A 16,423-nucleotide genomic window follows, 5' to 3' on the forward strand; every position below is an offset into this window, starting at 1 on the left:
AAAAAAGTTACCTTAATTGGTAACTTTTTAATTAGATTGTGAAATATTATTTTGGTTAGATTTTCTTTTGAAAATATCTAAAAATTTAAAATTTGGATTTTCTTTTTTAAATATTTTATTTGCTCAAAATAAACCAATAATATTTAATGAAATAAACATAAAAAATATACCCATTTTTTTTTGTCTATGACATAAATCATGACCTTTACATGTAATTAATAATAAAAATACTAATCCAAACATTACTGAAAGTATTATTACATCTGCTAATCATAGTTCAATCATATTTAAAATTCTCCATATCATAATATTTTAAATTATTATAATTATATACTATTTTTATCTTGCATTTAAAATTATTTTATAAATACTTGCTACTTCTTGATTTGTATATATTTTAGCATAAGAATTTTCACCAAAATCTATAATAGTTTCTACATGACCTTTACAGGGTGTAACAAAAATATTTATTTTTCAATTTAAATTATCTTTTGAATTACTTAATATATCAAATCCAATCGGATTATTATTATTAATTTTTGCTTCAGTACCAGCAATTACTGTGAATTGATAAGTTACTAAATTATATTGTGATTTATTACCTTGATAATAAGCATAAGCATATCCAGAAGAATGACTACCAATTTTACCTTTTTCAAAATGCTTCTTTTTATCAATATTAGGTATTGACTTTGAAAATATTAAATCATTTAAATTAATTTCAATCGAACTATTTAATTCTTTTGCTGGATTAAAACTTTCTTTAGTATTATAACCACTACCATGTTTATCACTTACAGAGTTTACATTATAATTATAATAAATAGTTACTGATTTATAAAATCTTTTTAAATCATTAAAAGTATTAATTAATAATGTAGGGTCTAGTTTTGATTTAATATCAATATCTATATTTTTAGAAACTGCACTATTATTATTAAATCATTCTTCAGTATTATCAGTAATAGAATTGTTAGGTGTTGTTACTAATGGTATATCATTATAATTTAATTCTACTTTTAAATCTGAAATAATAATTATTGATTTTGCTATATTTTGAGGACTTGGTGGTAATATTTTTGCTGGATAACTAAATGTAGTTTCTTCACTTTCTGAATATTCATCATGATTTAATTTATATAAAGTTGTTCAATTAAAAGCATTACCAGTTAAATAACCCATATTATTATAACGAAATTGAGCAACTGATATTTCATTATAATCACCTTGATAAGTAAAAGGATTATCACTATAAAATGTATGTCTTTCTTCACCTTGATGTAATGATTGAGTTACAATTGTATCAATAATATAAGCATAATTTGAACCATCAATAATTCCATTACTTGTTGGATTTCATTGACAATCTTTATCTTCATTTGTAAAAGGACTTGCTATATCTAAAAACTCAGTATCTTCTGCTAATATATAAACTTTATTATTTTTCTTTTGTGATAAATCAACTGTACTTATTTGTTCTTTTGTAGTTAATTTCTTACCAGTAGTAGGGTCTCATGGATATACTGATACCCTATCACTTAATTTCATTGTCATAGCAGTTGTTGAAACATGTGAACCTAACATTTTACCTAATGCAAACTCACTTGAATTACTAAATACATTTAAAGGTATAAATCAATCTTTATCATTATTACCAGTAATTGAACTTAAATTACTTGTAAAAAATGCACTCATAAAACCATTAAAAAATGGCATATTTTTATATTGTTGAGAATTTTGAGTAATAATAAATCCTACTGGAATACCTAATGTTAAAGCATTTAATAATTTACCTACTAATGGTATTGAACTTAAAGCAAATGGTAATCATTGTACACTATCATAAGGCATTTGAATTAATGAACTAAATACTACACTATTAAAATTTAATATTGCTGACATATATTTTTGACTTATTTTTTTATAATCAACAGTTGGTGAACCAATAACTAATCCAGTATCTGGGTCTTTATATTTAAAATTACTTGACATATCAACATTATATTCACCTTGTAAATTATTTATATTTCATTCACTATCTCAAAAGAATTTTGCTTTACCAATAGCATCACCATTACTATTTATTGCTAATTGTTTATTACATGTTAATATACCTTGAAAATCTTTTTGAGCTAACATATCAAATTTTCTAGCTTCTAAAAATTTTTGTCATGTATCATAATGAGTAAATCCAGTTGGTTTTGCGTCCATAATATTATAAAATGTAGTTTCTGGATGACTACTTGTTGTTATTTTATCATTTATACCAGCAAGTAAACCACCATTATTTTTAATATCAGTTGTAGATTTTTCATTATTACCAGCAATAAATAATCTTCTAGAAGCAAATACTTTACTTTCAAATATTTCTTCATTATTTTGTTGAATAGGTTCTTGACCTTGAATTATTGGTCTTCCATAATAATAACAACTTGTTAATAATTCTAATCCATAACTTTGTCTATGACTATAACGTACACCAATATCTTTCATTAAAGTACGATTTAAAGTTACTTTTCCTTGTTGAATAGTAGGGAAAGCATAACCACTACCCGGACTTGCATACTGTACAAAATCAAGTGTATTTTGACCACTACTTATTACTCTATCATTTAAACTACTAAAAGTTAATACTTGCATACTAAATGCACCATTATAAGGACTATAATAATTTGTTACATTTGAAATATATAATAATTGTCTATCTTGATTTTTACCACTATTACCACCAATATTTTCATTTTCATCATTAAATACAACAAAAAATTGTAAATAATCATCAATTGTAATATGTTCTTCAAACATTACTAAAGTATATTGTCTTTTTGTTTGTACTGTTTTAAATATTTGATTATTTGGTAAATTACTAAAATCAACACCACTTGTATCATCAATTAAATAAGCATTTCAATAATCTCCAATTTTATATTGTTTTGTATAAAATTCATCTTGACCATTAACTTTATGTATTTCTTCATTAATTTTACCTTTATTTTTTTGATATATTTTTGTACTATTTTTTCAAATACATACAACTGGAGTAGTACCAGTTAATATTAATTCATATTGACCAAAATCACTAATTTTACTATTAATTGGTTTATAACCAGTTTCAGTTAAAGGAATTGCTCCATTATTAATAACAAATGGAAATATTTTTCAAAAACTACATCTTTTAATTAGCAATTGTTGTCTTTTTAATTGAAGATGTAGATGTTTCATTAATTGAATTTGTTGATGTATCATTTTGATTATCTCCTAATAATTTTATTTCTTCTTTATCTTCTTCTATTATTTCTTTATAATGTTTTTTTGCTTGTTGTTTTGTTACTTCATCTAATTCAGCAATAGCTTGTGTATATGACATTGTTCTATCTGCTAATCTTTGACTAATCATTTCTTGTTTTAATAATTGGTCAGTCATAGCAATAGGTAAAAATTTAAATGAATAAGGTCTATCTCCAATACCATCTCATAATTTTTCATGAATTAATAACATATCAAAAAATCTATAAAAATAATATGAATAATGACTTATTTTAGTTTCTGTAGTTTCCATATCATTTTTATTATTAAATAATGATTTAGTTTTATTTTCATAATTTACACCAGAAAATTCATTATAATCATAACCTGCACCATTTCATATATCTTTACCTAAATCATCTTTATCTAAAATATAATTACTTGCTTTAAAATTACCTTGTATAACTTCCATACCACCAGCACCAGATTTATTATAGCCAGCAGTACCAACATTAACTACAATATTTTTTTTAGGATTATCAATAATTTTTCCATGTTCAATCATATTTTTAACAGTTTCATTATCAAATGCACCAAATAAAGTTGTAACATTTAAATCTCTATCAACATTTCTTTGAGTATAAGATTTATGATAATATTCAATTAAATTTCAAACTGGATAAGTATCTGGATATGCATTTAAAGTTGTTGAATTACCATAAAAATTAACCATTGGTAAATTTGTTATTTCTAATATTGGTAAATAATTTCAAGGATTTTTAATTTCATAACTATATTTTGGTGTTAATTCTGGTTTTAATTTTGTATGTGCTGTTCCTAAAATAATTTCTTTTTCATTTTTATTATCATTTTTATAAGTTTCAAATCTTATTTTTCCATTTTCAGCAATTACTCAAGTTAATGTTGCACTATCTGCTTGTTCATTTATAAAAAAGAATTCTGCACATTGTTCTTCTTCATTATATTTAGCAACTCTACCAGCAAATGAATTAGGTAATACTTTTAAACTTGTACTATTATCTTTATAAATAATAGGCATTATATATACTTTTCCAAGTAAACTTTCTTGAATTCCAAATTTATATAATTTTTCAAATCATTTATCACTAATAATTTTATTAGTAAAATATTTTAAAATTTCATCTTTTTCACTATCAAATAATAAACCTTTACCTAATCATAATTTAGTTGATTTTTGAGCAATTCTCATAGGAATATCACTATATCATTCTCTTCTATTACAAGAAAGATATTCTAATGGATTATTCATTTTTATCACTCCTAAAATTTATTTTTATTAATTAATAATTCATTATTAATATTATTAATTAATCATTTCATTTTATGCATTGAAGCATACATTCTTGCGTCTCAACAATTATCATATAAATCAAGCATTTGTGGTTCATTATTTGAATTTTCTAATTTAGATTTTGCTAATCATTGCATTTTTGATAATTCTTCATGTGTATTAGGACATCTTTTTCAATTAATACTTAATATACCTTTAATCATACAAATAGTATCTCAATCAATTCTATCTCTTAAATACATTGTAGTTTTATCTACTGGAGTAAAATGTAATCAATTAATTCGTCTTTTTTCTACTTCTTTTTTTAAAATATCAATAACTGCTAATCCACCACTACCATAATCAACATAACAAGTAAAACCAAATTTCATTGCTTGAAATTTAATACTTTCATCTAAATAATAATCAATAATATTATTTGCTAATTCATATGTATTTTTAAATTGCATTATTGCATTACTATGATAAAATTCACTTTCTTGATGTATTCTTCTAGTTTTTTCATTTTCACCAATAAAACATAAAACAGCAACAGTAGGATGTGCTTGTGAACTTGTAGCAAAACCTAAATCTAAACCACCAACTATTTCATTAACATTAAAATCTAATTCAGTTTTAAGTTTATCTAAATATCTTGCAAATATAGAACCAGTTAAAACACTAGGTACACCATAATATCAACTTTGTGCTTTAATAGGGTCTAATTCTTTTAATTCTTCTAAATCATTAATTTTATCTTGTTTTAAATTATGTTCATTTAATTTTCAATTTGAATAATGAAATAATTTAAACATTTGATTTTCTTCTATTGATTTAATTTGTTCATTATTTTCTTTCATTAAATCTAAATTAAAAGGTACACGTTTATTCATATATTCAATAAAATATTGATAAATATTATCTGGATTACAACTTCTTATTTTAATAGTTTTTTTAGCATTACCTAATGCAAAAGTAATTGCTTGAAATTCTGCTTGACTAAATTCATTTGCTTCTTCACATCATTCAATTGCTAAATCAAAACCTTTTATTTCACTTCTAGAAAGCCCTTTAAGTGGTATTCTATCATTACTATTACTATATACACCCATAACTCTAATAAATGATTTACTACCTTTAAAACGAAAATCTGCTTGTTTATTTGGATATTTTAAAGTAAAATCTTTATAATCAAAACCAATATTAATTAATGCTTCATCAATTTCTTTTGTTAATTCATTAATATCTTTATTTAATTTTCTAAAACAATATATAGCAATTGATTTATTAACTTTAATTGAAATAGCAATTAATATTGCTAATTCTTCTGCAATACTATATGTTTTACTTGAATAACGACTTCCACTTAAATTATATTCACTATGAGTAAAATCACTTTTATTTAATAATCAATAACTAATTTCATGTAAATAAGTAAATTCTTTATTCATAATATTATTCCTGTAATTCTTCTAATTTTAAAAGTTGACCATATCTTGTAGGGTCACTAACAATAGCAATGGTATCATTTTGCATTTGTAAAGAAATTATTATTCTATCATTAACTTTATCTCAATATAATGTTTGAACATCAGTATTCAATTCACCGTATAAAAATTCTTTAGACATAAAAGCAAATTTCTTATTACTTGATTGACTTTCAAAATTATAATAAATTTTATATTTAGTATTTGATTTAAAAGTATATTTAATATGATTTATATTAACTTTTGTTCCTACTTCTTTTCATTGTGGAATATTTGGAGTTGGTGTTGGAGTATTTGGTAATTCAATATTAATCTCATTATTTTTTAATTCATTTATTTTTAAAGTATGACTTGTAATTTTTATAGGTTGAATAATATCTACTTTAACTGTATTTTGTAATTCTTCTAATGAAAAAATATTTGCATATTTTTCATTTCCACCTTCTAAAATTAATTGTCATTTATTAATATCTAATAATTGTAAATATAAAATACCTTTTTCATTATTAATTAAACCTTTTGTAAGAAATATTTTACTTCCATGTATTCCACCTAAATAATTACCTGTTTTAAATTCTACTGTTATTCTTGTATTTACTTGATGAAATGGTGGAGATTCCCATGTAATAATTACTCTATAAAGAGTATTAAAAGCAAGATTAAAATCACCATATTTACGATTATTTATACTTTTACCTATTACTTTTCAATTTTCTTTAACTTGTTTTTTATTTATTTCATTAATAGCACCAACAATAGTTTTATTAGTAGTTTCTAATCTATCATATCTATTATTAAGTAATAATGAAATAGCAAGAGAACTATTTGAAACATCATTTATTCATAATTGGTCTCTATCATCTTTATATGTAAAATATCCTTTCATAAAAACAGATTTTTTATAATAATCAGATAAATCTATTTTACCACCAGTAGCACTAATAACTTTCTTTTCTTGACCTTCTTTACCATCAACTAATTTCATAGTATCATTACTAAAATATTTAGTAAATAATTCAATTGTTGTTAAATTATCAAATGATTTAATACCAGTAGTATCAATTCATAATTGAGTTCCAATTAAATATTTAGGATTTTTAGGATATATTTTTACTCTTGTATCATTTGTTTTTAAATTTATTAATTCTAAATATCTTGTAAAAGGACTATCTTCACCATAATTACTATAAAAATTACTAAAAAAATCATTTCTTTTAGGTAAAACATCTAAATTAAAACCAGTAATATTTGGATATTCTTTAATTTTTCTTAAACAATTAAATACTTCTGGAACAATAAAATAAGGGTCAGTAGGATTAGTTTCACTATAAGTCATACCACCTTGACTAATACTTGATTGACCACGAATATAATTACTATCTTTTGTTAATAAAAATCTAACATAATATGCAGTTGCAGTTTGTATTTCATCAGTAAATTCTGTTAATGTAGTTTCTGGTCATTTTTTTGAAATAGAATGTCCACTTAAATAATCAATATTATTACTTGCAACTGAAATAGCAAATCAAATTTCATTATCTGGTGTTGTAGTATCATCAAATTCTAATTTATTAAAACCTTTTCAATTTTTAAATTCTTCAATTGTTATAAACATTAATGGTTCTTTAATAGCCATAATAATTTACTCCTTAATGTAAAATAAAGGGTATTTAAACCCTTTAAATTTTAAATTTAGTTACTTTTTTCTTATCTTTTTCTGATAATTCTTTTTTAGAAGCTCTTTGACTAATAATAGTATTTTTAAATACTTCTTGCTTTTCTTCATCATTATTAAAACTATCTAAAGATTTAGCAATTGATGTAGTTTCTAATTGTAATTGAGAATTTATTTGTTTAATATTTGCTTTAATAAATTCTAATTCTTTATTATTTTTTAATTCTTTTGCTAAATTTGATTGTTTTGATTTTTTAATAAATTTTGATAAAAATAATAAAACAATAGTTACAATTACTCCACTAGCAACTGCTCCACTTAATACTGCTGATATTACTGTTGTAGATAAATTCATTTTTTATTCCACCTTTTCTTTTTTTATTTTTCTTATTTCTTTTTCTATTTTTGGTAAATATCAAATAATAATTAATATTAAAATTGGTATTATTTTAATTATTAAATTTAATATAAATTTAATTCTTGATGGTGCTTTATTTGGTAAATGATGTAAACCAAATCCACCAATACTAGGTACAATTGTTAATCATATTGCATTACCTCAATTATGTTTTCAATCTACATGTTCCATACCTAATTTTGTAAATGATAATCATTTAGGTAATATTATTATTTGTGGTAATGTACTTCATAAAGTAATAATTAAAGATATTAATATAAATGATAATAAATTAATTGAATCTAATTGTTTTTTTCTTAATTTTTGAATATCATTTAATAAACTAAAATCATATATTTTTCTATCTTTAATATAATCTCTTCTACCACGAGTAAAAGGAATTAAATAACTTGTTTTTCACTCTGGTTTTTGAATTTCCATTTAACCACCTACTTTCATGTTTTATAAAAATTAGAATTTCTTTTAATTTTTATATATTTTCTTGTATGTAAAGAATTTTTTAATAATTGTTTTCTTTCATATCTTCATTGTGTACTTCCAATTTCATTTTTAGATAAATTTTTATATTCTTTTAATTTAAAAAAACCTTTTTCTAATCTATTAATAAAATGCATAGTTTTTTGAACATTAATATTATTTGGATAAATTACACTAGTATCTTGTGAACCATAATATTTACCTTTTTTTGATAATTCACTTTTAACATATTTTCTTAATTGACTTGGTAATCATTTTCTATTTCAAAATTTTCAAAATATTGTTCCAGCACCAGAACCATTTTTACCTTTTGCTTGTGTCATTAATATTCATATTTCTTGTGGAAATGTTGGATAAGTATATGGACCATATCATATTTGTCTTTTATCATTATCACTTTGAAATAATGTTGTTAAAGTTCCAATTTTTAAATTTTTATTATCAACAATAAATCTTCCTTTTTTAAATCATGAACTTGATAATACTTCTCATGCATTATTTGGTATTTCTTCTTCATTTTCTTTAAATAAATTATTAAATTTATTAACATAATTTTTAACTGTTCTAATTTCTGTTGGCATAATATAATTTTTAAAACTATTTATTGGATTTTTAAATTTATTAATTTCATTTTGTAATATAGATAATTCACTTGGTTTTAATATACTTGTTAATTTTTTAAGTATATTTGGATTAAAAACACTATATGGTTGATGTATTTCTTTTTCACTAATATTTTCACTATCAAATACTGCTTTTAATGATTGATTTTTATAATAAGTTTTTAAAGCATTTATTAATGCTAATTTAATATCATTACTTGCTAATGCATAATATATTCATTCAATAATTAAAGGTAACATTATAAACTCATGTGATTATAATCTCAATTTAATGAAACATTATCATGATTTAATGGTACTTCACTCATATTATCACTACCATATTGACTAGTTGTTTCACTATTAATAGTAAATCTATTATCATTTATTAATCTTGCAGTTTCATCATTAAATGATGTTTCTTGCATTTCTTGAATATGATTTGTAGTTTCCATAGGTAGTAAATTATGGATTATTTCACTTGCACCAGCAATAATAGTAGGTACTGCATAAGCATTATTAAAATCATTATTAATACCCATTGCAACACCACTTGAAATTAAACATCCACCAGTAGCCATATTACAAATCTTTCTTATTGTTTCAAATTTATTAGGTATTAATTCTAGAATTCCATTAATAAGATTTGATATACCATAAGCATTTAAACTAATATATGTATCTCAATCCATTAAATGATTATCAGTAGTATTTGGATTACTAAATAATAAATCTGGTGGAAATGGGTCAATAGTAGTAGTTGTTATTGGACTTTCAGTTGGATTAGGATTAATGGAAGAATTAGTAAACTTACTATAATTTGCTAATCCAATTGTTCCTAAACCTAATAAGATTTTTTTAGAACTATTAATTAATTTAGTTTTAGTATTTGGTCTTTGATTTAAATTTCAAATATCTAAACCTAATTTTTTACCAAATAATAAACTATTAATTGAACCTAATAATGGACTATCTATTACTTGACCATAATAAGCACTTGTACCTATCATTGCACAAATTGGACTTATACCAGTTCTTATTAATTTAGTTAAAGTATAGTTACTCAATTGTGTAGTCTCAGAATGTTGTTGTGGCATATTTATTTTCTCCTTTTGATAATTGATTAGTTTTTTTAATTTGAATTCTAACTGTTCCTTGACAATTTATATTATTACCAACACATATTGCAAAATTATCATGTACATCACTTACTATAAAATAATCATTTCTTAATTTAGGATATTCATCTAATAAAATTGCTCTAATATCATTACTAGTAGTTAAATCTTCTGGTTTTGGTGAATAAATAATAATATGTGCTTTTTCATTAAAATATTTATAAATATATTCCATAATTATTTTTTAGTAAATTCTAAATTTACTACTCCATAATAATCATTATTATTACCAGTCATAGTTGCACTTGTTGATTTAATATCAAATTTTGCTTTACCTTTTTCATAACCATTATTACCAGCATTTATTATTGCATTTTCTAATTCATCATTAGTAGGTTTATCACCAGCCATAGTAATTTTTCCTAAATTTCTATAATAAATAACATCTTCTAAATTTAATTTATTAATATCATCATATAAAGTTGATTGATAAGTTGCATTTTCATTTTTAGGATTAGTTAAAAAATCTTTTGCTCTTGCTTCTTTTATTTCTTCAATTGTAGGCATAGTTGGTCTAATTAAATACATTAAATTTGGTCTAATAGCACTAGGTAATGCAAATAAACATTTACCAATAATTTTAATATTATCTGTATCATTATCTAATTTTTGTCTTATTTTAGTAAATGAAATTGGCATACCTCACATATATCTATTAACTACAAAACCATGTGTATTTTTTAAACTATAATCTTTTTCTAAATGCATTGCTTTTTCAGTATCATGAATAAATTCTTGTTCTAAATAAAAACTTTCTCAAAATTCCATACCAGCAATTAAACTTGTATATCTTCTACCATATGCTAATGTATCTGCTGAAATTTGACTATAATTTAAAACAGTAAATGCTTTTGATAAACCTAAATTACTATCAATTCCAGTTGCTCCCATTAAATCTTCTCTATTAGTTCCTACAGTAATATAATTAACTAATTTAATTAATTTATTATTTCTTGCTCAAATTTTATAATAAGCTTCTTTTGCTTGTTCTGCATTCATATTAATTAAATCTAAAGGTAAGACTAATGATTTAGCAATAGCATAATCTTGAATACCATTTAAAAATATTAATTCTAAATTTTCACCTAAATTTCTCATAAATGAAGCTGTTCAATTTGAAACAATTTGTACTGCAATATCTTTTGGTGATTTCATAAATCTTTCAATATCAAATTCTGGAATTTCAAAATCAATTGTTAAATATTTATTAATTTCTAATTTAGTTGTATAAACATCACCTTTTTGTCTTTTAGTACCATTTTTTCAATCTCATGTTGATCCTCATAATACACGAACTGTAGCTCTATAAATTGCTATAGCAACTCCAGCCATTTCACCAATTTGAGTAGCACTACAAGTTCCACGCATAAACATTGTTGATTTTTCACTTGTTAATTCACCACGTACTTGTGCTTCAAGTACACTTAAAATAGCATTTTCAGTAGGATTATTACCTTTAATAAAAAATGCTTCAGGTATTTTTATAGCTCCCATAATAAAACTTCTTTCTATTTACTAATAGATTGAAAAACTTCATTTCTAGTAATTTCAACTAAATCTTCTAATTCTTTTTGATTAGTCATTCCTTGTGTTGTTGCTTTATTTTTTAAATCTTGAGCAATTTTAAAATGGTCTAATGAATTATTATGTAATTTTAAAATTAAATCAGTAGGATTAATTGAATTATCTTGTTGTTTATTTTCTTGTTTAATAGGTTCTGATTTATCAATTAAAAAATCTTTATAATCTTCATTTATTTTATTAAATGCTTCTTGTTTAGATAAAGATTTATAATTATCAGTATTCATTAAATTTTTAATTAAATTTACTTTTTTAGTATCTTTAATATTTGAAAATAATTGTTGCTCTTCAAAACTATTAATTTTATTTTCATATTCTTTTATTTTAGTTTCATATTCACTTAATTTAGGTTCAATATCTTTTTTACTTTCAGCATATACTACATTTCTATGTTGTTTTAGTAAATTTTTAACATCATCTAAACTATAATTCTCTTTTTCATCAAAAGTAAAATCACTCATACTTTTAATCTCCCTTTATTAATTTTTAATAATTCACTTGGTTAATAGGTCACTTTTATATATGTTAATTTAACATATTCACTTTATTAAATTATATCATTTTTATCCTTTAAAATAAAGAAAAAAACCTATATTTATTATAGGTTTTTAATCATTATTTTCTATTTTTCTAGGTTCACAAATATTAATAATTATATTACTTTTTGAGTTATTATCTTCTTCATTAATATCATATTCATTCGGATAACTAACTTGTCAATGTTTATAAATTATTTCTGGTTTTACTAATGATTTTTCTAACATATGAGTTGAAATTATCGCTCTTGCATTATCATAATCTTTAATAAATTTTTTACGTCATGGATTGCTTCTACGTCGGCAATCATAAACAAATTTTCTATCAATTCCAAGTGCATTATTTAATCCTTGTGGAGTTAATATAACCTTTTTAGTTCTTAAATAATTATCAATTTGAGTTTTATAATTAACACTTAATTTTTCACCATATTTTTTTTCTTTTTCTGGCATATTTATCACCTATATTCAATATTTATATACTAATTATAACATTTTAAGCAAAGTATATTACAACACTGAACAATTAATAATTGTTATACTGAAAATTATGTATTTAGAAAGGAATAATATTATGATTTTACTTCCTGAACAATTTCCTCATAATCAGTTTAAAATTAGTCATGAAAAACAAATGTTATTAGATTATAAAAATAATTTAATTAATTATGATAAATATTGACATAAAAATGAATATGATAAAAATAAATATAAATATGTTAAAACTGCTAAAAGAACTTTTACATCAATGTATGGAATAGTAAAAGATTTTTATAGAAAAGTATATCAACATAAAATTACTGGTGAATATTTATATCCATTAGATACATATATTAATATTGATAAAAATAAAAAATTTACTAATCAAGTAACAAAATCAATAATTTATGAAGCAGATTTAAATAATATTACATATCCTATAATTAAACATAATTTAAAAATAAGTATATCATTATCAACTATTTGTAGAAGAGTAAAAAAAACTAATATATTTGTTCAAGAATTACCACAAGAAAAAATAAAAATATTACCAACTGATTATATTTATATTCAATCAGATGAATCATATAATAATTTAATTGATAATAATAAAAAAAGAAAATTTAGACATAGAACAGTAAGTATAAGTACAGGTTTTGATTTAAATAAATCTACTGATAATAGACATGTTTTAGAAAATAAATATATTTTTGTTTTGTCAACTAGAAAAGGTCAAAGAATTACTAAAAAAGAATTTGGTAAATCTATAATAACTAATTTAGATAATATTTTTATTGGTTATACTAATGAAAATTTAAAATTAACTGGTGATGGTGCTACTTATCTTAAATCTACTGCTAATTATTTAAAAATTGATTATGCTGTAGATAAATGACATCCATTACAAAAATTAAAACAAGTATTTATTGTAGGAAAAGGTAAAAGAACAAAAGAAAATAATAAAAAATTAAATTATGCATATTATAAATTATTTTTAAATGGTTGTTATTATAAATTATTAGATTATTTAAAAGAAAATAATGCTGATGAAAAAATATATGAATATTTTAAAAATAATAAAAAAGGTATTGAAAATCAAAATGCTATTTGAAATATTGGTTGTAGTGCTGAAAGTGATGTTTATCATTTAATAAAATCTATATCTAATAATAATGCAAAAATTTATTCAAAAGAAGCATTTTTTAATTTATTAAAATTAAAACAAGCAAGAATTAATAAATTAAAAGTATTTGTTTAAATTTATAAAATTTAATAAATCTAAACCTAAATAGTTAGGAATTTTTATTTTATAAAAGTTAATAAAATCTATAATAAGACTTGACATTTACCCTATTTAGGGTTATAATATTTATAACAATTAATAATTTATTTTATCTTTTATTTAAAGAAAATTAAATTATAACTAGACTTGAAATACGCCCGTTAATTTATTATTACTTATAATAAGTTGTTTACTATCGATAAAATAATATGTTCAATCAATGATATATCATGTATCTGTTTTAATATTTTCATTTTTAACTTTCTTTCATAAAGGACTAGTTTCAATATTAAATCAATTATTTTTAACATCATTAATATTTTCATTTGCTTTAATTAATTCATTATTTAATTTGGTAATTTCATTTTCATTTGTAGTAATTCGTTTTTGTTGTTTAGCAGAAAAATCACAAGTTGGTGCATGTGTATAATCACCAATTTGTGGATTATTTTGTAATGCTTCTGGTGGTAATGTTCCAATTTCATCAGGTCAATCTAAAATCATTGTTTCAGTTTCTTTATCATAATCAGTTGCTACATAACCTTTATTAACAAATTTACTAACAGGACCTCTATATATTTCATTTTCATTATCATCAACTAAATCATCATACAATTTAATTTGTTTTAATAATGTAAATTCTTTTTGTTGTTCAATTAATTCATCAACTTGATTTCTAGTATAAAATGCTTTTAAGTCAATTTTTTCAACATCTATTTCATCATCATTATAACTTGAAAATATTTGTTTTAATTCTGTTAATCTTGCTCATATTTTCATTCTACTAGGTGCTAAATCTCAAACATTAATCGTAGGAGTACTATTTGCACTAAATTGACTACCATTATTAAATTGAATAGTAGCATCAACATTAAATTCAATTGGTGTACGATTAAATACTCAATGTTCAACCATAACATAAACCATATCTCTTAATGTTTCTTTAATTAATTCATCTTTAAAACTATCAAAAGGAAATTTAGATAAAATAAAATCAAGATAAGCATTAATATCATTTTGCGCGCGAATAGCAAAAGTTTTAAATCAATCATTAACATTTGGTCATGTTTTTATATATTGCTGTGGTGTTTCTGTAATTTTTCCAGTTAATGGATATCAGTTATTATAATTTTCAAGACTGACATCAGTTCAAAGTTTATTAATCATAATTTATCATTCCTTAAAAAATGCTTGTTTATAATGATGAGTATGTTTTTTTGTTTTTTTTATGTGTTATATGTTCAATTTCTTTTTGTATTTTATTTTTGCCTTTTTTTAATTTTTTCTTACTTTTTGCTACAACTTGACTATATGCAAACTTTTCTAAATGATGTAATAATCCAGTACCAAATAAAGTATTTACTGAAAATTTTAAACCAACATTTTTAAATGATTTGTTAATATTTTCAATAGGATTATTAATAACATTTACTACTTTATGATAAGTTCTTATTATTCTAAATATTTCTCTATATACTTTAAAACTATCTTTAATTACTTCTTGAACAACTGGCGGAGCAAATGCTATTGCTTTTAATCATTTATTATGATTTACTCCATAACCAATGTATCAACCACTATATCAACGATATCAATGAAATGGATGTATTTGAGTAACAAAAGTTTTTGCTTTAAGAATACTATCAACAACTGTAATTGGTTTATATTTAGGATTGCGATGATAAATAGTAATTGCACATTTATCTAATGATAAAGGTTGAATTTTACAACCCATAAATACTGGTGAATTTAATGGAATTAATTGTGCATGTTTAATTGCTCTTTTTTCTGCACTAGTAAATAAATCAGTTGCTTTTTGTTTTAATTTATTAATTTTTTCAAATGCTTGTTTTTCTAACTTTTCAAATTTTTCTTGTAATTTATATATACTTTCTCGTATTTTTTCAAAATATGATGTATCTTTTCAAAATTTATTTAAACCTTTTTTTAAATAAAATCTAATATCAAAATATTTAAAAGTTTGATTTGCTTTTAAAACAATTTGATGAATAACATTATTTTTAAAATTAAATTTAATAGCATTAGCACGAATTTTTTGTAAATCTAAAATTAAAGTTTTTCCATATCTATTTTCTGTATGTATTGTATGAACTAAATTTAATCAATCATGCTGATTCATAGATAATAC

Annotated in this window: 16 protein-coding genes; 1 reads left to right on the plus strand and 15 read right to left on the minus strand. The window is 21.9% G+C overall.

The window, feature by feature from the left end:
- Positions 1–27: 27 nt before the first annotated feature.
- The 13 genes from AAHM89_RS04525 to AAHM89_RS04585 all read right to left on the minus strand — a co-directional run bounded on the left by AAHM89_RS04525 (position 28) and on the right by AAHM89_RS04585 (position 12,965).
- Complete coding sequence (locus AAHM89_RS04525) at positions 28–285, minus strand: hypothetical protein (protein WP_342267079.1); 258 nt, start codon at positions 283–285, stop codon at positions 28–30.
- A gap of 54 nt (positions 286–339) precedes the next feature.
- On the minus strand, positions 340–3,246 hold the full coding sequence (locus AAHM89_RS04530) for a hypothetical protein (protein ID WP_342267080.1): 2,907 nt from the start codon (positions 3,244–3,246) through the stop codon (positions 340–342).
- Positions 3,176–4,537 carry a hypothetical protein gene (locus AAHM89_RS04535; protein WP_342265966.1) on the minus strand — a complete coding sequence of 454 codons (1,362 nt, stop codon included), beginning with the start codon at positions 4,535–4,537 and terminating at the stop codon, positions 3,176–3,178. Before AAHM89_RS04535 ends, AAHM89_RS04530 begins: the two co-directional genes overlap by 71 nt.
- 11 nt (positions 4,538–4,548) lie before the next feature.
- Positions 4,549–6,009: a phage terminase large subunit gene (locus tag AAHM89_RS04540; RefSeq protein WP_342265967.1), complete on the minus strand. Its 1,461-nt coding sequence runs from the start codon at positions 6,007–6,009 to the stop codon at positions 4,549–4,551.
- 4 nt (positions 6,010–6,013) lie between these two features.
- Positions 6,014–7,681 carry a hypothetical protein gene (locus tag AAHM89_RS04545; RefSeq protein ID WP_342265968.1) on the minus strand — a complete coding sequence of 556 codons (1,668 nt, stop codon included), beginning with the start codon at positions 7,679–7,681 and terminating at the stop codon, positions 6,014–6,016.
- A gap of 43 nt (positions 7,682–7,724) precedes the next feature.
- On the minus strand, positions 7,725–8,075 hold the full coding sequence (locus AAHM89_RS04550; protein WP_342265969.1) for a hypothetical protein: 351 nt from the start codon (positions 8,073–8,075) through the stop codon (positions 7,725–7,727).
- 3 nt (positions 8,076–8,078) lie between these two features.
- Positions 8,079–8,558: a hypothetical protein gene (locus tag AAHM89_RS04555; protein ID WP_342265970.1), complete on the minus strand. Its 480-nt coding sequence runs from the start codon at positions 8,556–8,558 to the stop codon at positions 8,079–8,081.
- An 8-nt stretch (positions 8,559–8,566) separates the two neighbouring features.
- Entirely contained in the window at positions 8,567–9,478 is a 912-nt protein-coding gene (locus AAHM89_RS04560; RefSeq protein ID WP_342265971.1) for a hypothetical protein, read from the minus strand.
- Positions 9,478–10,314 (minus strand): hypothetical protein, encoded by an 837-nt coding sequence (locus AAHM89_RS04565; RefSeq protein WP_342265972.1) that lies wholly within the window; start codon positions 10,312–10,314, stop codon positions 9,478–9,480. The genes AAHM89_RS04560 and AAHM89_RS04565 overlap by 1 nt, the downstream gene beginning before the upstream one ends.
- Positions 10,277–10,570 carry a hypothetical protein gene (locus tag AAHM89_RS04570; RefSeq protein WP_342265973.1) on the minus strand — a complete coding sequence of 98 codons (294 nt, stop codon included), beginning with the start codon at positions 10,568–10,570 and terminating at the stop codon, positions 10,277–10,279. The genes AAHM89_RS04565 and AAHM89_RS04570 overlap by 38 nt, the downstream gene beginning before the upstream one ends.
- A gap of 2 nt (positions 10,571–10,572) precedes the next feature.
- Positions 10,573–11,889: a hypothetical protein gene (locus AAHM89_RS04575; RefSeq protein WP_342267081.1), complete on the minus strand. Its 1,317-nt coding sequence runs from the start codon at positions 11,887–11,889 to the stop codon at positions 10,573–10,575.
- Positions 11,890–11,903: 14 nt separating this feature from the next.
- Positions 11,904–12,437 (minus strand): hypothetical protein, encoded by a 534-nt coding sequence (locus AAHM89_RS04580; RefSeq protein ID WP_342265976.1) that lies wholly within the window; start codon positions 12,435–12,437, stop codon positions 11,904–11,906.
- 147 nt (positions 12,438–12,584) lie between these two features.
- A complete protein-coding gene (locus tag AAHM89_RS04585) occupies positions 12,585–12,965 on the minus strand; it encodes a hypothetical protein (RefSeq protein WP_342266046.1) in 381 nt (126 codons plus the stop codon).
- Positions 12,966–13,062: 97 nt separating this feature from the next.
- Here AAHM89_RS04585 and AAHM89_RS04590 point away from each other — a divergent pair, with 97 nt between their 5' ends.
- On the plus strand, positions 13,063–14,250 hold the full coding sequence (locus AAHM89_RS04590; RefSeq protein ID WP_342265979.1) for an Mbov_0401 family ICE element transposase-like protein: 1,188 nt from the start codon (positions 13,063–13,065) through the stop codon (positions 14,248–14,250).
- A gap of 165 nt (positions 14,251–14,415) precedes the next feature.
- On the opposite strand, the gene AAHM89_RS04595 is transcribed toward AAHM89_RS04590, so the two are convergent.
- Together AAHM89_RS04595 and AAHM89_RS04600 are read right to left on the minus strand one after the other, a co-directional pair.
- Positions 14,416–15,441, minus strand: coding sequence for a hypothetical protein (locus AAHM89_RS04595; RefSeq protein ID WP_342267082.1), 1,026 nt, complete (start codon positions 15,439–15,441; stop codon positions 14,416–14,418).
- A 28-nt stretch (positions 15,442–15,469) separates the two neighbouring features.
- Complete coding sequence (locus AAHM89_RS04600; protein WP_342267083.1) at positions 15,470–16,414, minus strand: hypothetical protein; 945 nt, start codon at positions 16,412–16,414, stop codon at positions 15,470–15,472.
- Between the last annotated feature and the right edge of the window lie 9 nt (positions 16,415–16,423).

Origin of the sequence: Spiroplasma endosymbiont of Villa modesta (genome assembly GCF_964030925.1) — a bacterium.
Classification (GTDB): domain Bacteria; phylum Bacillota_I; class Bacilli_A; order Mycoplasmatales; family VBWQ01; genus Spiroplasma_E.